Consider the following 19,026-nt stretch of genomic DNA (forward strand, 5'->3'; position numbering starts at 1 on the left):
TTTGATCGCTTGCAAGAATCCCGTGTCTTTTCTTTTATCCCGGCATGCACTACCGTCGCGCGGACCCGGCGGCCCCATGGCCTTGGGCGGCCATTCCCCTCCCTCCTCTTCGAACCATTCCAGAGAACCTGCATGAAGCGTCTGCATTCCCTCGCCACCCTGGCCGCGGCCAGCCTGTTGAGCCTGAACGCCCTGGCCCAAAGCGGCACCGCCGCGGCCCCTGACGCGCTGCAGCAGCGCGGACTGTCCCTGGCCGACGCCACCGAGGCGCAGGTGATCGCGTGGCGGCGCCACATCCACCAGAACCCCGAGCTGTCGTTCCAGGAGAAACGCACCGCTGCCTACGTGGCCGAGGCGCTGGCCCGGATGCCGGGCATCGAGGTGCAGACCGGCATCGCCAAGACCGGCATCAAGGCCGTGCTGCGCGGCGGCAAGCCCGGACCGGTGGTGGCCCTGCGCGCCGACATGGACGCGCTGCCGGTGGAGGAACGCAACGACCTGCCCTTCAAGTCCACCGCCAAGGGCGACTGGCTGGGCAAGGAAGTACCGGTCTCGCACGCCTGCGGCCACGACACCCACGTCGCGATGTTGCTGGGCGCGGCGCAGGCGCTGTGGAGCATGCGTGCCGAACTGCCAGGCACGGTGGTCTTCCTGTTCCAGCCGGCCGAGGAGCAGGGCCCCGGCCCGGTGCTCAGCGGCGCGCCCGCGATGGTGCAGGCCGGCGTTCTGGACAACCCGAAGGTGGATGTGGTGATGGGCCAGCACATCAACGCCGGCGGCCCGCTGGGCATCGGCTACCGGCGCGGCAGCCTGATGGCGAGCGGCGACGTGTTCAAGATCTCGCTCAAGGGGCAAGGCGGCCACGGCTCCTCGCCCTGGACCGCGAAGGAGCCGACGGTGGCGGCGGCCGAGATCGTGCTGGCACTGCAGAACATCGTGAGCCATCGCATCGACCCGCTGGACGGCCCCACCGTGGTCACCGTGGGCATGCTGCAGAGCGGCAACCGCGTGAACATCCTGCCCGACACCGCGGAAGTGGCCGGCACGGTGCGTTCGCTGTCGGCCAAGAACCAGAAGGTGGCGCACGAGAACATCCGCCTGAAGGCGCAGAAGATCGCCGAGCAGCACGGCCTGACGGCCAAGGTGGAGATCGACACCGGCTACGAGGTGCTGGTGAGCGACCCGGGCGCCACCCAGGTGGTGGTGAACGCGCTGGAGGCGGCGGCCGGCCCCGGCGCGCAGGCGCGCGAGATCGGGCCGCGCATGGGCTCGGAGGACTTCGGCTCCTTCGGCAAGAACCGGCCGGTGGTGTTCTGGAACCTGAATGCCTCGCCCTTCGGCGACAGGCCGGGCGCGCCCAACCATTCGTCCGAGTTCGTGATCGACGAGAAGGCCTTGCGCCTAGGCGTGCGCGCCCTGGTGGGCAGCACGCTGGCCTACATGACGACCCGGCCGAACGGGGAGCTGACGGCCTCGCGCTGAGCAGCTAGACCGTTCCTGCGCCCACCAGCATCTCGCACGGCCCGACGAAGCCATCGCCGGTTTCGAAGGCGCGCAAGGCTTCCTCGATGGCTTGCCAGGCCTGCGCGCGCTCGGTCTCGCTCAGGCCCACCATCATCTGGTGCAAGGCACCGAAGGACTCGCGCTCGAAGCGCACGCATTCCGCCGCACTCGGCAGCTTGACCGGCGATGGCACCTTGCGCACCTCGATGTCGCGCAAGCCGGCCTTGGCGAAGGCGGCTTCGAGCACGCCCTCGGCACCGAGCGAGAACGGGCCCGGCTGGCCAGGCAGCGGCGGTGGCAGCTTGGCGCGCTCGCGGATGATCTTCACGGGAATGGAGAAGAAGGCATTGCGCTCGGGTGTCGAGTAGACGATGGCCGCCACGCGCCCGCCCGGCCGCAACGCGCGGCACATGCCCGCGAGCGCGCGCTGCTGGTCGGGAAAGTAGATCAGGCCGACGCGGCTGATCGCGGCGTCGAAGGAGCCGGCGGGCAGCACGTCGAGCGCCTCGCCGTCGAGCTCGCGCGTTTCGACGTTGGAGAGCCCGGCTTCCTTGGCGTCGGCCGCCGCGCGTTCAAGCAAGGCGGGCGCAATGTCGGTGGCCAGCACATGGCCGCTCTCGCCCACGCGCCGTGCTACCGAGATCGACTGTTCGCCTGCGCCCGCGGCGATGTCGAGCACGCGGGATCCCGGGCCGATGCGGGCCAGGTCGAACATGGTCTCGGTCGCCTCGCCGAGCCAGTCGCCGAGGAAGGGGCCCCAGCGGTGCCAGGCCTCGGCGGCGGCCTGCCACTGCGCGCGTGTCGTGGTCTTGAAGGCGGCGGCATCGAATGCCGGCTGCAGAACGGTGTTCATGGTGCGTCTCCAGAGGAAAGAAGGTGCACGAAGCATCGCTGCGCGTGGCCCTGCGCGCCAGTCCAGAATTAGAACTGGCCTTGCCGGGGCGAGAGGAATAGATTCGCTCCATGATCGACTACGGCCAGTTCTGCACCGTCGCGCGCGGCGCCGAAGTGCTCTGCGAGCGCTGGACGCCCTTGGTCGTGCGCGAGCTGATGTGCGGCAGCACCCGCTTCAACGACATCCGGCGCGGCGTGCCGCGCATGTCGGGCTCGCTGCTCGCGCAGCGGCTGCGCAAGCTCGAGGAGGTCGGCGTCGTCAAGCGCGTGCAGGGCACCGGCGTGTCGGCGGAGTACCACCTCACCGGTGCCGGCGAGGAGTTGCGGCCGATCGTGATGGCGCTCGGCCACTGGGGCGCACGCTGGATCGGCAGCCGCCTGAAGCGCGGCCAGCTCGATGCCGGCTTTCTGATGTGGGACATCCGCCGCTTCGTGCGGCCCGACGAATGCCCGCGCGGGCGCTGCATCGTCGTCCACTTCCGCTTCACCGATGCGCCCGAGGGCGAGCGCCGCTGGTGGCTGGTGGTGGACAAGGGCAGCGCCGACCTGTGCCGCGACGATCCCGGCGAGGACGCCACGCTGATCGTCGAATCGACGGTGCTGGCACTGACCGAAGTCTGGACCGGTGACCGGGACGCCGACGACCTGATCCGCGAACGCCGGTTGCGCGTCACGGGCACCGCGCGCGATGCGCGCGACCTGTGGCGCTGGCTGGGCCGCAGCGCTTTCGCCGAGACGCGCGAGGCCGCCCGGAGGGCCTAGTGCGCCGCCCCGCCGAGGGCCTTGGTCAGCATCACGAGGTCCAGCGCCAGCCGCCCGCTGCTGGCGACCTCGTCGCGCTGCGCCTGCAGCAGCGTGCGCTGGGCATCGAGCTGGACCAGGAAATCGGTCAAGCCGTTGTCGTAGCGCACGCGCGCCAATTCCCAGGCGTCGCGGCTGTGGCGCTCCTTCTCCACCAATTGCAGATGGCGCTGCCGGTCTGCCGTGTAGGCGCTCAAGGCATCGTCGATCTCGTGCCAGGCCTTCAGCACCGTCTGCTGCCAGGCCACCGCGGCCTCCTGCTGCTGCAGCTCGCGCAGGGTCACGGTGCTGCGACGCCGGCCGCCGTCGAAGATCGGCAGCTGCAAGCTCGGGCCGATCGCCCACTGCCGGCTGCCCCATTCGCCGAAGCTGCGGCTTCCGACCGATTCAAAGCCGAAGTTCGCGCCCAGCGTGATGCGCGGGTACAGGTCGGCGACGGCGACGCCGATGCTGGCGGTGGCCGCATGCAGTTGCGCCTGTGCGCGCTGGATGTCGGGCCGGCGCAGCGCCGCTTCCGAGGGCAGGCCGGGCGAGAGGTCGGGCAATGCGCTCGCCCGCGCATCGGCGCGCTCGGTCAACTGCGCTTGGAGCGCGCCGGGCCGTTCGCCGACCAGCAGCGTGATCTGGTTGATGGCCTGTGCCTCCTGCGCCAGCAATTGCGGCAGCCGCGCGCGCAGATCGGCCGTTTGCGCGCGCTGGCGCGTCACGTCGAGGTCGGTCGTGAGGCCGCCGTCGGCGCGCGCCTTGACCAGCTCGAGCGTCTCCTCGGCCGCGGCGATCTCGGCGCGCGCGATGCGCAGCTGGCGCTGCGCGGTGCGCAGCTCGAAGTAGTTGCGCGCCAGCTCGGACTGCACGCTCAGTTGCACCTGCGCCAGCATCGCCTGCGAGGCCGCGAGGTTGGCATCGGCGGCCTCGATCGAGCGCCGCACGCGGCCCCAGAGATCGAGCTCCCAGGCGGCATCGAAGCCGGCTTGGTAGAGGTTGTGCGGTTCGCTCAGCACGCCGATCAGCTCCTCGCGGTTCGAAGGATTGAGCGCGTCGATCAGGCGCGTGCCCGAACCGAACTCGCTCTGCCGCTGGCGCGTCGCCGCCGCGCTGGCGTTGAGCTGCGGGCCGCGCTGGGCCTCCGCCGCTTGCCTTTGCGTTCGGCTTTGCGCGAAGCGCAGCGCTGCCGTCTGCAGATCGTGGTTGGCGGCGAGCGCCTTGGCCTGCAGCGCGTCGAGCACCGGGTCGGCGAAAACGGACCAGCCGATCGGCATGCTCGCCGTGCTTCGAAGCTGCGGGTCGGCCAGTTCCGGCGAACCGCCATGCCAGGCCGAGAAGTCGGCGGGCGCCTCGCGCATCGGGGCCTTGAAATCGGGCCCGACGGCGCAGCCGGCGAGCATCAGCGCCGCGAGCACCGTCAGCAGACGGGAAAAGCGAAGGTGTTGCGAGTTCTTCATGTCGCGTTCCGTTTCAGACAAGACGGTTGCGGAAAAGCCAGGCGGCGAGCGGCAGCGTGATGACCGCGATGACGAGCAGCGGAATGAGGTTGTGCCAGACGGTCAAGAGGCCCACGCCCTCGAGGTAGACGCGCTGCACCAGGTCGATGGCGAAACGCAGCGGATTCGCCAGCGTCGCGATCTGCAGCACCTCCGGCATGTTGCGCACCGGCGTGACCAGGCCCGACAGCAGCATCAGCGGCATGATCAGCACGAAGGTGTAGAGCATGGCCTGCTGCATGCTGGCCGACACCGCCGAGATCGACAGCCCGATGCCCACGCTTGCGATGGTGAAGCAGGCAAGGCCGGTGTAGAGCGTGACGAAGGAGCCGGCCATCGGCACCTTGAACCACAGGAGCGTGACCAAGAGCACGATGGTGGACTGCACGAGCCCAATCAGCACCGGCGGCACCGCCTTGCCGACCATGATCTCCATCGGCGACAGCGGCGTAACCAGCAGTTGGTCGAAGGTGCCCTGCTCGCGTTCGCGCGCCACCGACAGAGCCGTCAGCAGCAGCGTCTGCAGCATGCTGAGCGCGGCGATCATGCCGGGCATCAGGTTCCAGCGCGTCTCGAGGTTCGGGTTGTACCAGGCGCGCGAGGCGATGGTCACCGGCGCCTTCGCGCCGCCGTGCTGCAGCCGCCACTCGTCGTTGAAATCCGCGACCACGGAAGCGATGTAGCCGCCGGCAGAGCCCGCCGTGTTGGAGTTGCGGGCATCGATGACGAGCTGGATCGGCGCGCTCTCGCCGGCCTGCAGCTGCTCTTCGAACTGCGGGCCGATCTGGAGCACCAGCAGCGCCTGCTGCGATTCGATCACGCGCGCGATGTCGGCCTGGGTGGCGAGCGTCGCGGCGCGGCGGAAGACGCCGGTGCCGTCGAGCTTCGCGACCAGCGCCGTCGAGGCGCCGCTCCTGCTCTGGTCGAGCAGGGCATAGTCGACGTTGCTCAGGTCGTAGGTGGCCGCATAGCCGAACAGCAGGCTCTGCATGAGCGCAGGCACGACCAGGATGGCGCGGCTGGACGGGTCCTTCAGGATCGCCAGGAACTCCTTGCGGCAGAGGTTGGCGATACGGAGCAGTAGCGCGATGAACGAAGCGTGCATGGCGAAGCCTTCAGTCGAGTTTCTTGCGCGTGACGAAGCGCGCCAGGCCGAGCAGCAGCACGGCATAGACAACCAGGATCGCGCAGTTGCGCAGCACCAGCGGCCAGACGTCGCCGGCGAGGAAGAGCGTGCGGATCAGCTCCATGAAGTAGGTGGCCGGCAGCGCCTGGCCCACGATGCGCACCGCCGTCGGCACGTTGCGCAGGTCGAACAGAAAGCCCGACAGCATCAGCGAGGGCAGGAAGCTCGCGAGCAGCGCGACCTGGCTCGCGAGGAACTGGTTGCGCGTGACCGAGGAGATGACCAGCCCGATGCCGACCGCGACCAGCATGTAGAGCATGGCGGCGAGGATCAGCAGCGCGAGCGAGCCGACCATCGGCACCTCGAACAGGAAGCGCGCGGCGACCAGGCACAGCGCGAGCCCGACCATGCCGATGCCGAAGTAGGGAATGATCTTCGCCAGCAGGATCTCGACCGGCCGCACCGGCGTGACGAACAGCGCCTCCAGCGTGCCGCGCTCCCACTCACGCGCCATCACCAGCGCGGTGAGGAAGGCGCCGACCAGCGTCATGATCAGCACGATCAGGCCCGGCACCAGGTACCAGGTGCTGGTGTTGGCGCTGTTGAACCACATGCGCTGCTCGATGCTGACCGCGCCGATGCCGGTGCCGGGTTGTCCGCGGTCGGCTTGCCGCTGTGCGTTGCCCCCGAGCGCGGCCGTGGCGTAGCGCAGCACGATGCTGGCGCGGCCCGCATCGGCGCCGTGCACGATGACCTGGATGCGCGCATCGCCGGCCGCGAGACGGCGCGAGAAGTCGCCGGGCACGCGCACGATGCCGTCGACCCGGCGCTCGCGCATCAGCAGCTCGGCCTCGCGCATCGAGCTCAGCATGACGGGCGCGATGTAGGGCGTAAGCTGCAGGCCGGCCACCGCATCGGCGGCCGTGGGCGAGCTGTCCTCCATCACCACCGCGAGCGGCGCGTTCTTGACGTCGAGCGAGAGGCCGAAGCCGAAGATCAGGATCAGGATGATCGGCAGCAGGATGCCGATGGCGATGCTGCTCGGATCGCGCACGAGCTGCCGCGTTTCCTTGCGCGTGAGTGCGATGAGTCGGCGCCAGAAACCGCTCATGCCCTTGCCTCGCGTGACTGCGTGACGATGCCGATGAAAGCCTCTTCCATGTCCGGCGCGCTGCCCGCCTGCACCCGCACCTCTTGCGGCGTGCCGATGGCCAGCAGCTTGCCGGCGTCCTGGATCACGATGCGGTCGCAGTACTCGGCCTCCTCCATGAAGTGGGTGGTGATGATGACCGTCACGCCGGCTTCGGACAGCGCGGTGATGCGGCGCCAGAACTCACGCCGCGCCAGCGGATCGGTGCCGCTGGTGGGTTCGTCGAGAAACAGGATCTCCGGCTCGTGCAAGAGGCCCGTGGCCATGGCCAGGCGCTGCTTGAAGCCGCCGGGCAGGAGTCCGCTGGTGGCCTTCTCCTGGCCCAGCAGGTCGAACTGCTGCAGCACCGTCTGCATGCGATCCCGCAGGCGCTGCCCGCGCAAGCCGTAGGCGCCGCCGAAGAACTCGAGGTTCTCGGCGACGGTGAGGTTGCCGTAGAGCGCGAACTTCTGCGAGACGTAGCCGATCCGGCTGCGGGCCTGTGCACGCGCATGGCGCAGATTGACGCCCGCCACCTGCAGGAAGCCGCTGGTCGCGGGCAGCAGGCCGCAGAGCATGCGGAAGGTGGTGGTCTTGCCGGCGCCGTTGGGGCCGAGCAGGCCGAAGATCTCCCCGCGCCGCACATCGAAACTGGTGCTCGCGACAGCCGTGAAGTCGCCGAACTTGCGCACCAGCTCCTTCACTTCGATCACGACCTCGTCGGGCTCGCCCGCGACGGCAACGGTCGCGATCTGCGGTTGCGCTGCGGCAGCGCCCTTTTCCTTCTCCTTCTTCTGCTTCGCGCGCAGCAGCACCATGAAGCCGTCTTCCAGGCGCGCCGGCACCGGCTCGACGGGCGCGCCGTCGAACAGCGCGGCCAGCGCCTGCTCGTCGGCATCGGGCCGGCGGATGAAGCGCACCTCGCCGCCTTGCGGCACGGCATCGACGATCGACGCCGGCGCATCCAAGAGCTTCGCCTGCAGCGTGCGCGCCGGCACACCCTCGGGCGGCCTGGCGATGAAGCACAGATCGCGCGCGTTGTCGCGGATCTGCTCCGGTGCGCCCTGCGCGATCAGTCGGCCTTCGTGCATCACGAAGACCTGGGCGCAGCGTTCGGCCTCGTCGAGGTAGGCGGTGCTCACGATCACGGAAAGCCGCTCGTCGTCGACCAGCTGCCGCACGATCTCCCAGAGCTCGCGCCGCGACAGCGGATCGACGCCGACCGTGGGCTCGTCGAGCAGCAGCAGTTCGGGCGAGCGCACCAGCGTGCAGGCCAGGCCCAGCTTCTGCTTCATGCCGCCCGAGAGCTTGCCGGCCGGGCGCGCGGTGAAACGGCCCAGGTCGGTCATCTCCATCAGCCGCGCATAGCGCTCGCGCCGCACATTCTTCGGCACGCCGTGCAGATCGGCATAGAGGTCGAGGTTCTCCTGCACGCTCAGGTCTTCGTAGAGCCCGAAGCGCTGCGGCATGTAGCTGATGCGGTCCTGAACGGCCTGCGGATCGGCCGCCACGTCGATGCCCAGCACGTGCAGCGTTCCACGGTCGGCGCGCAGCAGTCCGGCCGCGAGGCGCAGCAGCGTGGTCTTGCCCGCGCCGTCGGGGCCGACCAGCGCGCAAAGCGTGCCGGCGGGAACCTGCAGCGACACGTCGCCGAGGGCCTGCACCAGCAGCTTGGAGCCCTTGACTTCGAAGCCCTTGTGCAGCCCCTGCCCGGCGAGCGCCGGCGCCGCGGCGTTCATCAGCGCGCGCCTCCGGCCGCCGCGAGCTTGGCGCCGTCGAGCGACAGCCGGACCGTGACCGGCATGCCCAGCCGGAGCCGGTCTTCCTTGTCGTCGGCCAGCACGCGGATCTCGTAGACCAGGCTGCTGCGCAGCTCCTCGGTCTGCACGGTCTTGGGCGTGAACTCGGCCACTGAGGAGATGTAGCCCACCTTGCCGGCGAGCGGCTGGCTGGGGTGGCTGTCGGTCGTGAGCGTGGCCGCCATGCCGGGCTTGATGCGTCCGAGATCGACCTCCGTCACGTAGGCGCGAACCCACTTGGGATCGGTGATCGCGAGCGTGAACACCGGGCGCTGCGGCGAGGCCATGTCACCCGGCTCCATCAGGCGCGCGCGCACCACGGCATCGATGGGCGCCTTGAGCTCGGCTTGCGCGAGCTGGTGGTTGAGCAGTGCGAGTTCGGCACGCGCCACTTCGAGCTGGGCCTGGGCCTGCGCGATGTCTTCCTTGCGCGGCCCGGTCACGACCAGCTGCTGCGCCTTGCGCGCATTCTCGAGCTGCGCCTCGGCCACCTTGCGGCGGGCCTGCGCGCTGTCGAGATCCTGCTGGCTCACCGCGCGGCCGGCGGTGGTCTGGCGGATGCCCTGCAGCCTGTCGAGCTGCTGTCGTGCGAGCTCGGCATCGGCCTGGGCGGCCGACACGCCGGCGCGGGCCTGCGCCACTTCCTCGGGGCGGCTGCCGGTCTTCAGGCGCTGCAGCGCCTGCTGCTGCACGCCGATCTGCGCCTGCGCCTGGGCCGCGCGCAACTCGAGCGTGCGCGTGTCCAGCATGCCCAGCACCTGGCCGGCCTTCACATGGTCGCCCTCCTGCACCTCGAGCCTGCCGATGCGCTCGCTGCCGTTGAAGGCCAGCGAGACCTGGCGCACGTCGACGTTGCCGTAGAGCACCAGGCTGTCGCTGTCCACGGGCTTGCGGTTGAAGTACCAGGCGGCCGACGCGACGGCCGCCAGCAGGACGATGGCGCCAACGATGAGGGGTTTCTTGTTCATGGGTTTGCTCTTGCTTTCTCGCCGGTGCGTCGTCGATGAAGTAGACTGGATGATAACGAATTTGAATTCACATTCAAACTAATCCCGGCCTTTCCATAGGCCTGTCATATGCCATCCACTGCGAAAAAGAAAGCTTCCATCGCGCTCGCCAGGCGCGCCCCGCGCCCCGACGGTGCCGCTACCCGATCACATCTGCTCGAGACCGCGGGCCAGGTGTTCGCCGAGCGCGGCTATGCCGATGCCACCAGCAAGGAGATCTGCGAGCGCGCCGGCACGCCGATGGCCTCGGTCAACTACCACTTCGGCAGTCGCGAGGCCTTGTATGAAGAGGTGCTGGTCGAGGCGCACCGCCAGATCGTGAGCGTGGACGAGCTGATCGAGATGACGCGCTCGCTCGGCGATCCGCGGCAGAAGCTGCGCGCGCTGCTCGCGCACATGCTGGCGCCCTCCTCGCGCGAGGCCGCGCCCTGGGGTTTTCGCGTCATGCTGCGCGAGATCATGTCGCCGGGGCCGTTGGCGCCGGCGCTGGTCGACAAGGCGGTGCGGCCCAAGGCCAAGCTGCTGCTGGGCCTGATCTCGGAAATCCTGGAACTGCCGCCGGACCATCCCGCGGTGCAGCGCGCCCTCGTGTTCTCGGTGCTGCCCTGCATCGTGATGCTGGTCGCGCCGAAGGAGATACCGAGCAAGGTCCTGCCCGCGATCGCCAAAGACAGCGAGGGGCTGCTCGAAGACCTGATGCGCTACATGTTCGCCGGGCTGGATGCGCTCGCGGGCGCGCACCGCAAGCCCGCGCGCAGCTACCGAGCCTAGCGGCCTGCCTCAGGAAGCATCATGACTTCGTTGGGGCAAGAAACTCCACCAGCGCCGGGATGACCTGATCGGGCGCCTCCTCCATTAGCCAGTGGCCCGAGCCCTTCACCACCACGCCCTTGACATCGGTGGCGACCAGCTTGCCCTGCTCGATCAGGAAGCTGCCGCCGGCCTTCTCGCCCGACAGCACCAGCATCGGCATCTTGAGCGGCGTGGCCGCGAGCTTCGCGAAATCGTCGGCGTCGCGCTCGAAGGCCTTGAAGTACTCGAAGCCCGCGCGCATGCCGCCCGATATGCCTAGGCCGAATGTGTGATGCGCACAGAAGACGCCGCGCGTATAAATGATTCAAGTAGCCCCCAGTGCGCGTCCTAAGGGCGACCAAGCATCACTGGAATCCGACGATCGGGGATTGCGCCGTCCACTGGTTGCTCGGAGTATTGCGATCGCGGCCAGTCGCCAATCCGGTCCTGGAGGAACAACATGCATGCATCAACCTCGACGTGCGCTCTTGTGCTGCTGTGCGCACTTGCTCTGGACAGCCGTGCGCAAGCAGCGCCGGCCACACACACCGGCAAGATGGCGACTGCGTCGCGAGAATTTCGTGGGATGGAGGTTGTCGGCCAGGATGGCAAACGAACGCCGATCGCGCCGTCCAAGAACTTCAAACTGGATCATGAGGCATCCAGGTCCGGCGAGTCGCTGTTGGACGTGACACGGCGCAAGGGATATGCCGTCGACCCCGGAACGGTGGAAGCTGTCCGAAAGTGGAACCCGAAGGTGGAGTCTACGATCAATCCACTCCGCGCAGGCGAGACCCTTACTTTCGTCCGCCCTGTAGAGAACGTCGAGCCCGATGCCAAGCTGGCCGTTGTCCCGGGAGCCCGCCCGCTCACTCCCCTTGTGTTCACAACCCAACGAGCCGAGATTGCAAAAGTGCGGATGGAGGTCCAAAAAACGTATGGCCAGCCGCAGCTTTCGGCCCAACAACACCAAAGACTTCAGGTTGCCACGGACAAGATTGAGCGAGCAAACGCGGTGTTCGAAGCGAGAGCAACGACGATGTCTCCACGGCAGCAAGCTCTTGCAGCCGTTCAGATTGAGGCTGCGACGGCGCAGATTCGTACAGCAGCGGTCTCAGCTTCCGTCGACCGCCCCGACGCAGTGTTGGCAAGCGCGGCGATCGCGGCAGACGCAGAGACATTCGCCAAACTTCTTTCCTCCGGGCCACGCAAGCTCAGGGTCGTGGTGCGTTCCGCCCCCTCTGGAAAAGCAGCTGAACCGTTGGCCGTCTACGTCCTGCCGCTCGGCCTCGTCAGGTACGGCCCTTCAACCGACGAGACGAAGCTGCGCAATCTCATCGGCGTACTGACTTTTTCTCAGCCCACGTCGCCCTCCTTAGGGGATGTCGAGCCTGGCGTGAAATACGCAGTATGGGTCGGCCCACGGCACTCGGTCGATCTGATGGCGAAGCTTGTCAAGAACGGCTCTGTGAAAAAGTACGTTCCGGTGGATGCAACACCCGCCAGTCTGGCTGACGTCATCTTCGACGAGGCCGATCAAATCCGGGCGCCCTGAGAGTCATGGCCATTGATCTCAAGCCGCTCGGGGCACTTCTTCTTGCCGCCGCAGGAGTCGTTGGCACTGTCTTTGGCCTGTTCGGCTCTGTCTTGCACGAATTGGTGCCGCCATCCCGGGAACTCGCCTCGACCTTGTACGCCGGCATAGCCTCGCTGGCCGCACTCCTCATACTGCTGGGCATCGTCTTGCTGATGCCTGCTCGACTGACGCTTCGACAGAGACGATGGATCGTCGCATTCACTGCGGTACTCAGCGTGGCGGCGTTCTACGCCTTGTTGAGCTACGTGGGCACCCTCAACACATTCGTGTTCAGATATCCGGACTCCAGCACGGCTGGCCAGAAGCCGCAACGATACATTCGCGGGCAATACACCGAACTTGGCGCCACCATCACCAAGGACATGAGCGTCGCTGCTGCGCTCAACAGCGTTGGCGGACTCGACATGGCCAGGAACAATCAACTCCTGTGGACAGAGCAGTCGCAGAAGGAGACGGAGATGCGGCTGGTGCGGCACTACGTCGTGTCTCTTGCACTTCTGACCGCTGCCTTGTTCAGCGTGCTCATCGCGGTGTACCAAATCGGGCGATCAAAGTGATGTCCGAGGTACGCGCGATGACGGCTCGGTCCACAAAGCGGCCTACAACACCAGCAAGGCCCGGAAGTCGTTGACGTTGGTGTGCGTCGGTCCCGTCACGCAGAGGTCGCCGATGGCATCGAAGTAGCCGTAGGCGTCGTTGCGGTCCAGGTGGTCGGCGAGCTTGCGGCCTGCGGCCTCGGCGCGCGCCAGCGTGTCGGGGGTGACGAAGGCGCCGGCATTGTCTTCGACGCCGTCGATGCCATCGGTGTCGGCGGCAAGAGCCCACACATTTTTCTGCCCGGCCAGCGCGCCCGCGAGCCCGAGGCAGAACTCGCCCGCACGGCCGCCGCGGCCCTTGGCCTGGCCCGGCTGGCGCGGCCGGATCGTGACGGTCGTCTCGCCGCCCGAAAGAATCACGCAGGGCCTGGCGAAGGGCGCACCGCGCAACGCCACCGCGCGCGCCAGCGCGCCGTGCACCTTGCCGACCTCGCGCGATTCGCCCTCCATCTCGTCGCTCAGGATGTGGGCCTCGATGCCTGCCGCACGCGCCACGGCGGCAGCGGCTTCGAGCGATTGCTGCGGCGTGGCGATCAGATGCGTGGCATGGCCCTTGAACACCGCGTCGGCGGGCTTGGGCGTCTCGAGCGCGCCGTTTTCGAGCTGCGCACGCACGGCGGCCGGCACCTCGATGCCGTAGCGGTCGAGGATGGCCAAGGCGTCGGCGCAGGTCGTCGCATCGGGCACCGTGGGCCCGCTCGCGATCACGGCCGGGTCGTCGCCCGGCACGTCGCTGATGGTGAGCGTGACCACCTGCGCCGGCGCGCAGGCCGCGGCGAGCCGGCCGCCCTTGATGCGCGAGAGATGCTTGCGCACGCAGTTCATCTCGCCGATGTGGGCACCCGATTCGAGCAGTTGCTTGTTGATGCGCTGCTTGTCGGCCAGCGTGAGTCCTTCGGCCGGCAGCGTGAGCAGGGCCGAGCCGCCGCCCGAGATCAGGCACAGCACCAGGTCGTCGGCCGTGAGGCCTTCGGTCAGCGCGAGGATGCGCTCGGCCGCCTTGAGCCCGGCCTCGTCGGGCACCGGATGCGCGGCCTCGACGATCTCGATGCGCTGCGCCAGGCCTTCGGGACGTGGCGGAATGTGGTGGTAGCGCGTGACGACCAGGCCTTCGAGCTTCGCGTCGGCCGGCCACAGCGCCTCGAGCGCCTGCGCCATCGAGCCGCCGGCCTTGCCGGCGCCGAGCACCAGCGTGCGGCCCTTCGGCGGCTTGGGCAGGTAGGGGCCCATGCTGGCGAGCGGCAGCGCGCGTTCGACCGCGGCACGGTAGAGATGTTCGAGGAATTCGCGCGGCGCGGAATGGGGATCGGGTACGGGATTTGTTGGCTTCATTGCGAGTGTCTCCAGGCCCGATTGTCCACAGGCGCTAATTCGTCTTTGCGCCGGTCTCGAACCACTTGCCGATCAGCGCGCGCTCCGCGTCGGTGATGCCGGTGGAATTGTTCATCGGCATGATCTTGGTCACCACCACCTGCTGGTAGACGCCCTGCGCATGCGCCGCCACCTGGTCGGGCGTGTCGAGCCGCACGTTCTTCATCTGCACCTGCGCGCCGTGGCACATGTAGCAGCGTTGCTCCAGCACCTTCTTGACGTCGCCGAAGGCCACCTTCGGTGCCGCGGCGCCCGCCACCGGCGCGGCCGCGGGCTCGGGCCGCATCCAGACGATGGAAAGGCCCAGCACCACGACGCCGACCATCGCATAGGGCAGCGGATTGCCCGCGTTGCCGAGCTTGAAGCGGTGCCGCACCACGAAGAACTGCCGGATCGCCGCGCCGCCGAGCATGATGAGCAGCAGCACGATCCAGTTGTACTTGTGCGTGTAGGTGAAGCTGTAGTGATTGCTCAGCATCGCGAACAGCACCGGCAGCGTGAAGTAGGTGTTGTGCACGCTGCGCTGCTTGCCGCGCTCGCCGTGGATCGGATCGACCGGCAGGCCGGCACGCAGCGCCGCCACGTTCTTGCGCTGGCCCGGGATGATCCAGAAGAACACGTTGCCGCTCATGGTCGTGGCCATCATCGCGCCCACCAGCAGGAAGGCCGCGCGGCCCGCGAACCACTGGCAGGCCAGCCAGGTCGCGAATACGATGAAGAGCGCGACCAGCACGCCGACGATGGTGTCGCCGTTCTTGCGCCGGCCGAAGAGCTGGCAGATGCCGTCGTAAACCATCCAGAAGACGACGAAGAAGGCCAGCGCCACGCCGATTGCGGCGCCGGGCTGCCAGTCCATCTTGGACTTGTCGATCAGGTAGGTGCTCGCGTTCCACAGGTAGGACATGGTGAAGAGCGCGAAGCCGGTGATCCAGGTGGAGTAGCTCTCCCAGTAGGACCAGTGCAGGTGGTCCGGCAGCTTCTTCGGCGCCAGCGCGTACTTCTGCATGTTGTAGAAGCCGCCGCCATGCACCGCCCACTGCTCGCCGCCGACGCCCTTGTCCAATGATTCCTGGTCCTGCGGCTTCTCGAGGCTGTTGTCCAGCATCACGAAGTAGAAGGACGCGCCGATCCAGGCGATGGCGGTGATGACGTGGACCCAGCGCAGCAGCAGATTGGCCCAGTCGAGGTAGTAGCTTTCCATGTGCTCAACCTTGCATTGGCCTGCTCACCACTGCGGGCGCTGTAAGCAGAGAGAGTGCCGCGAACGCAGACCCTCGTGGGGGCCTCGCTCCGCTGCGGCTTGTGGACTGGAGTGTATACACTTTTTAGCTGGAGTTCGAGGGTTTTCTTCACGCAGCCGTGCTGGAAAACCCTAGCTCAGCGATTGCAACAACTGTGCCGCCACTGCCACGGCAATGACTTCCGGCTCCTTGCCCGTGATGCCCGGCACGCCGATCGGGCAGGTGATGCGCGCCAGCTCGTCGGCCGTGAAGCCCCTCGCCTCCAGCCGATGGCTGAAGGTCGCCCACTTGGTCTTGCTGCCAATCAGGCCGACGTAAGGCAGGTCGTTGCGCGCGCGCAGGCGCTTCAAGCAGGCGATCACGATGTCCAGGTCCTCGGCATGGCTGAAGCTCATGATCAGCACCCGCGAACCCGGCGCGAGCTGCGCCACCGCGTCCTGCACCGGCTCCGAATGCTCGGTCTCGATCTGCGCCGGCAGCGCATCGGGGAACACGCCGTCGCGGCTGTCGATCCAGCGCACGGTGAAGGGCAGGGTCGACAGCAGCCGCGCCAGCGCCGCGCCCACGTGGCCGCCGCCGAACAGCGCCACCGGCTCCAGGTGCGCGAGCAGCTCGCCCTGCAGCGCCTTCGCGTCCGATGCCGCGATGCGGCGGAACGAGAGGAACACCACGCCGCCGCAGCACTGGCCCAGGCTCGGGCCCAGCGGATAGCGCCGCACGCCTTCGATGGCCGCGCCGCCGGCAAGCCAGGCGCGCGCTTCCTCGGTGGCCTGGAACTCGAGCTGGCCGCCGCCGATGGTGGCCGTGAGTCCCTCGGCCCAGACCGCCATCCAGGTGCCGGCTTCGCGCGGTGCCGAGCCTTGCGTCTTCTCGACGCGCACCAGCACGCCCTCTTCGCGCGCGAGCCGTGCGAGCAGTTCGTCGACCATGCCGTTCATGAGCGATACCCTCTGTAGTGGGAGAGCCTTGTGCGCAAGGTATAAATCCACCGATGGATCTGCAACTTTTCACGCCGCTGCGCCGCGCCCTCGCGGCCACCCTGACGACCGCACTCGGCCTGGCCGGCTGCGGCACGCCCAGCCCCACGGCGCCGATCACTTCGACGGTGCCCGGCCAATTGACCCGCGCCGTTCCCGATGGCTCGACGGCCCACGCGATGCCTAGGTCGTCGAACGCAGCCAACGCCCGCGAGTACCGCCAGGACGCCGCGCGCCACATCTATGCGCGCAACGGCGCACGCATCTACAGCGGCAAGCTGCCGCCGCTGCTCTATGCGGTCGGCACGCTGCAGGTCAGCCTCGACGCCAACGGCAAGGTCGTCTCGATGCACTGGATGCGCGCGCCGAAGCACGCGCCCGAAGTGATCGCGGAGATCGAGCGCACCGTGCTCGAAGCCTCGCCCTACCCGGCCGCCAGCCGCATCGGCAAGCTGGTCTGGACCGACACCTGGCTGTGGGACAAGGGTGGGCATTTCCAGCTCGATACGTTGACCGAAGGCCAGCTCTCTTCGTTTCAAGATCCGCGGTAGGTGGAGTAGCTCCAAGGGCTCACCAGCAGCGGCACGTGGTAGTGCTGGTCGGTGTGGGCCACGCCGAAATCCAGCGACACGCGATTGAGGAAGTTGGGCTCGGGCAGCTTCACACCCTTGGCCTTGAAGTACCCCGCCACGTCGAACACCAGCCGGTAGGTGCCGACCTTCAGCGTGCTGTTGTCGTAGAGCGGTGCGTCGCTGCGGCCATCCGAATTGAGCGTGAAGCGCTTGACGAGCGTCGCCTGCTCGCCGTCGGTGGTGAACAGCGCGACCTCCATGCCGGCCGCGGGGCCGCCGTGCATGGTGTCCAGTACGTGGGTGCTCAAGCCCATGGTTGTGCTCCTTCAAGGCATTCGGGAAATTCCGGTCGACAAAAGTGTATACAGTTCTCGGCTTTGGGTCTATCATGAAAAACATGGACTCGACCACCACCCGCGCCATCGTCGACGCACTCACCAAAGCCATTGTGGAACACCGGCTGCAGCCCGGCAGCAAGCTGGCGGAACAGAAGCTGGCCGACCACTTCGGCGTCTCGCGCACGCTGGTGCGCCAGGCGCTGTTCCAGTTGTCGCAGAACAAGCTGATCCGGCTCGAGCCCGCGCGCGGCGCCTTCGTCGCGGCGCCGGCGGTCGACGAGGCGAAGCAGGTGTTCGCGGTGCGCCGCATGCTGGAAGCCGAGATGACGCGCGCCTTCGTGCGCAGCGTGACACCGGCCAAGATCAAGGCGCTCAGGGAGCATGTGGCGCTCGAGAAAGCCGCGGTCTCGGGCGAAGACGTTTCGGGCCGCACCGAGCTGCTCGGCGACTTCCACGTGCGCATGGCGGAGCTCATGGGCAATGCGGTGCTGGCGCAGATCCTCGGCGAGCTGATCTCGCGCTGCGCCCTCATCACGCTGATGTACCAGAGCGCGAGCGCGGCCGAGCACTCGAACGACGAGCATGCCGACATCGTGAAGGCGCTGGCCGCCAAGGACGAAGAGCTCGCGGTGCAGCTCATGACCGAGCACCTGCTGAACGTCGAGGCCAACCTCGTTTTCGACCGCAAGGTCCCCACCCACGACATCAGCCTCGCATTAGCCTGAAGCGCATGAGCACTTACGACACCACCCTGCCCTACCCGCGCGACCTGGTCGGCTACGGCCGCAACCCGCCCCATGCGCAATGGCCCGGCCGCGCGCGCATCGCGGTGCAGTTCGTCCTCAACTACGAGGAAGGCGGCGAGAACTGCGTGCTGCATGGCGACGCGGGTTCCGAGCAATTTCTCTCCGAGATGTTCAACCCGGCGAGCTTCCCCGACCGGCACATCAGCATGGAGGGCATCTACGAATACGGCTCGCGCGCGGGCGTCTGGCGCATCCTGCGCGAGTTCGAGAAGCGCGGCCTGCCGCTCACCGTGTTCGGCGTCGGCATGGCGCTCGAGCGCTACCCCGAGGTCGCGGCCGCCTTCAAGGAACTGGGCCACGAGATCGCCTGCCACGGCTGGCGCTGGATCCACTACCAGAACCTCGACGAGGCCACCGAGCGCGAGCACATGCGCCTGGGCATGGAAGCGATCCAGAAGCTCACCGGCGAGCGCGCGCTCGGCTGGTACACCGGCCGCGACAGCCCGCGCACGCGCCGCCTGGTCGCCGACTATGGCGGCTTCGAATACGACAGCGACTACTACGGCGACGACCTGCCCTTCTGGATGAAGGTGCAGAAGACCGACGGCAACGTCGTGCCGCAGCTCATCGTGCCCTACACGCTGGACTGCAACGACATGCGCTTCGCGCTGCCGCAGGGCTACTCGCACGCCGACCCCTTCTTCCAGTACATGAAGGACAGCTTCGACGCGCTCTACGCCGAGGGCGACGAGGCGCCGAAGATGATGAGCATCGGCATGCACTGCCGCCTGCTCGGCCGCCCCGGCCGCATCACGGCGCTGCAGCGCTTCCTGGACCACATCGCGAAGCACGACCGCGTGTGGGTGTGCCGCCGCCTCGATATCGCGCGCCACTGGAAGGCGACGCACCCATGCACATGACTCCCCCCAGGCTTCGCGCACTTCGTGTCGCTACGCCAACCCCCTCACCGGGGGCGACACCAGCGGGCCGGCAAAGCCGGTTCCGCGGTGTCCCCCGAACGGGCCTGGCTGCGCCGGCCGCTCTTTTCATGTCCTG

Annotated in this window: 18 protein-coding genes and 1 pseudogene; 8 read left to right on the forward strand and 11 right to left on the reverse strand. The window is 67.8% G+C overall.

Translation table 11 applies throughout. The features are described from left to right. The first annotated feature begins 132 nt into the window (after positions 1-132). Entirely contained in the window at positions 133-1,482 is a 1,350-nt protein-coding gene (locus tag ACSQ86_RS20745) for a M20 metallopeptidase family protein (RefSeq protein WP_436304874.1), read from the forward strand. Between the two features lie 4 nt (positions 1,483-1,486). Here the strand turns inward: ACSQ86_RS20745 and ACSQ86_RS20750 are convergent, their stop codons facing one another. Next, positions 1,487-2,356, reverse strand: coding sequence for a class I SAM-dependent methyltransferase (locus ACSQ86_RS20750; RefSeq protein WP_436304875.1), 870 nt, complete (start codon positions 2,354-2,356; stop codon positions 1,487-1,489). Between the two features lie 110 nt (positions 2,357-2,466). Here ACSQ86_RS20750 and ACSQ86_RS20755 point away from each other — a divergent pair, with 110 nt between their 5' ends. Continuing rightward, on the forward strand, positions 2,467-3,159 hold the full coding sequence (locus ACSQ86_RS20755) for a winged helix-turn-helix transcriptional regulator (protein WP_436304876.1): 693 nt from the start codon (positions 2,467-2,469) through the stop codon (positions 3,157-3,159). Here ACSQ86_RS20755 and ACSQ86_RS20760 read toward each other — a convergent pair. The 5 genes from ACSQ86_RS20760 to ACSQ86_RS20780 are packed head-to-tail and all read right to left on the reverse strand — an operon-like array spanning position 3,156 to position 9,701. After that, the gene (locus tag ACSQ86_RS20760) at positions 3,156-4,640 is read right to left on the reverse strand and encodes an efflux transporter outer membrane subunit (RefSeq protein ID WP_436309517.1); all 1,485 of its coding nucleotides are present in this window, start codon (positions 4,638-4,640) and stop codon (positions 3,156-3,158) included. The genes ACSQ86_RS20755 and ACSQ86_RS20760 overlap by 4 nt on opposite strands. 13 nt (positions 4,641-4,653) lie before the next feature. After that, positions 4,654-5,784 (reverse strand): ABC transporter permease, encoded by a 1,131-nt coding sequence (locus ACSQ86_RS20765; protein WP_436304878.1) that lies wholly within the window; start codon positions 5,782-5,784, stop codon positions 4,654-4,656. Positions 5,785-5,794: 10 nt separating this feature from the next. Then, positions 5,795-6,916, reverse strand: coding sequence for an ABC transporter permease (locus ACSQ86_RS20770; protein WP_436304879.1), 1,122 nt, complete (start codon positions 6,914-6,916; stop codon positions 5,795-5,797). Continuing rightward, positions 6,913-8,673: an ATP-binding cassette domain-containing protein gene (locus ACSQ86_RS20775; RefSeq protein ID WP_436304880.1), complete on the reverse strand. Its 1,761-nt coding sequence runs from the start codon at positions 8,671-8,673 to the stop codon at positions 6,913-6,915. The genes ACSQ86_RS20770 and ACSQ86_RS20775 overlap by 4 nt, the downstream gene beginning before the upstream one ends. Next, positions 8,673-9,701 carry an HlyD family efflux transporter periplasmic adaptor subunit gene (locus ACSQ86_RS20780; RefSeq protein ID WP_436304881.1) on the reverse strand — a complete coding sequence of 343 codons (1,029 nt, stop codon included), beginning with the start codon at positions 9,699-9,701 and terminating at the stop codon, positions 8,673-8,675. Before ACSQ86_RS20780 ends, ACSQ86_RS20775 begins: the two co-directional genes overlap by 1 nt. Positions 9,702-9,809: 108 nt before the next feature. Here ACSQ86_RS20780 and ACSQ86_RS20785 point away from each other — a divergent pair, with 108 nt between their 5' ends. Further along, positions 9,810-10,511 (forward strand): TetR/AcrR family transcriptional regulator, encoded by a 702-nt coding sequence (locus ACSQ86_RS20785; protein WP_436304882.1) that lies wholly within the window; start codon positions 9,810-9,812, stop codon positions 10,509-10,511. A gap of 19 nt (positions 10,512-10,530) precedes the next feature. On the opposite strand, the pseudogene ACSQ86_RS20790 reads toward ACSQ86_RS20785, so the two are convergent. Beyond that, positions 10,531-10,800 (reverse strand): annotated as a pseudogene (locus ACSQ86_RS20790) (alpha/beta fold hydrolase); the annotation flags it as partial. Positions 10,801-11,118: 318 nt separating this feature from the next. Between ACSQ86_RS20790 and ACSQ86_RS20795 the strand changes: the two are divergent. Together ACSQ86_RS20795 and ACSQ86_RS20800 are read left to right on the forward strand one after the other, a co-directional pair. Then, positions 11,119-12,087 (forward strand): hypothetical protein, encoded by a 969-nt coding sequence (locus ACSQ86_RS20795; protein ID WP_436309518.1) that lies wholly within the window; start codon positions 11,119-11,121, stop codon positions 12,085-12,087. A 5-nt stretch (positions 12,088-12,092) separates the two neighbouring features. Beyond that, a complete protein-coding gene (locus tag ACSQ86_RS20800) occupies positions 12,093-12,686 on the forward strand; it encodes a hypothetical protein (RefSeq protein ID WP_436304884.1) in 594 nt (197 codons plus the stop codon). Between the two features lie 42 nt (positions 12,687-12,728). On the opposite strand, the gene ACSQ86_RS20805 is transcribed toward ACSQ86_RS20800, so the two are convergent. The 3 genes from ACSQ86_RS20805 to xdhC form a co-directional block, all read right to left on the reverse strand. Continuing rightward, positions 12,729-14,057 carry a glycerate kinase type-2 family protein gene (locus ACSQ86_RS20805; RefSeq protein WP_436304885.1) on the reverse strand — a complete coding sequence of 443 codons (1,329 nt, stop codon included), beginning with the start codon at positions 14,055-14,057 and terminating at the stop codon, positions 12,729-12,731. A gap of 34 nt (positions 14,058-14,091) precedes the next feature. Then, positions 14,092-15,297 (reverse strand): urate hydroxylase PuuD, encoded by a 1,206-nt coding sequence (locus ACSQ86_RS20810; RefSeq protein ID WP_436309519.1) that lies wholly within the window; start codon positions 15,295-15,297, stop codon positions 14,092-14,094. A gap of 171 nt (positions 15,298-15,468) precedes the next feature. Continuing rightward, a complete protein-coding gene (gene xdhC / locus ACSQ86_RS20815; protein WP_436304887.1) occupies positions 15,469-16,275 on the reverse strand; it encodes a xanthine dehydrogenase accessory protein XdhC in 807 nt (268 codons plus the stop codon). 53 nt (positions 16,276-16,328) lie between these two features. Between xdhC and ACSQ86_RS20820 the strand changes: the two genes are divergently transcribed. Further along, a complete protein-coding gene (locus ACSQ86_RS20820; RefSeq protein ID WP_436309520.1) occupies positions 16,329-16,865 on the forward strand; it encodes a hypothetical protein in 537 nt (178 codons plus the stop codon). Here ACSQ86_RS20820 and uraH read toward each other — a convergent pair. Then, positions 16,850-17,200 carry a hydroxyisourate hydrolase gene (gene uraH, locus ACSQ86_RS20825; RefSeq protein ID WP_093102860.1) on the reverse strand — a complete coding sequence of 117 codons (351 nt, stop codon included), beginning with the start codon at positions 17,198-17,200 and terminating at the stop codon, positions 16,850-16,852. The genes ACSQ86_RS20820 and uraH overlap by 16 nt on opposite strands. 74 nt (positions 17,201-17,274) lie before the next feature. Here uraH and ACSQ86_RS20830 point away from each other — a divergent pair, with 74 nt between their 5' ends. Both ACSQ86_RS20830 and puuE read left to right on the forward strand, forming a co-directional pair. Then, the gene (locus ACSQ86_RS20830; protein ID WP_093102858.1) at positions 17,275-17,949 is read left to right on the forward strand and encodes a GntR family transcriptional regulator; all 675 of its coding nucleotides are present in this window, start codon (positions 17,275-17,277) and stop codon (positions 17,947-17,949) included. A gap of 5 nt (positions 17,950-17,954) precedes the next feature. Continuing rightward, complete coding sequence (puuE, locus tag ACSQ86_RS20835) at positions 17,955-18,890, forward strand: allantoinase PuuE (RefSeq protein ID WP_436304889.1); 936 nt, start codon at positions 17,955-17,957, stop codon at positions 18,888-18,890. Positions 18,891-19,026: the final 136 nt, after the last annotated feature.

Source organism: Variovorax sp. LjRoot130, from assembly GCF_964253755.1.
Classification (GTDB): domain Bacteria; phylum Pseudomonadota; class Gammaproteobacteria; order Burkholderiales; family Burkholderiaceae_C; genus Variovorax.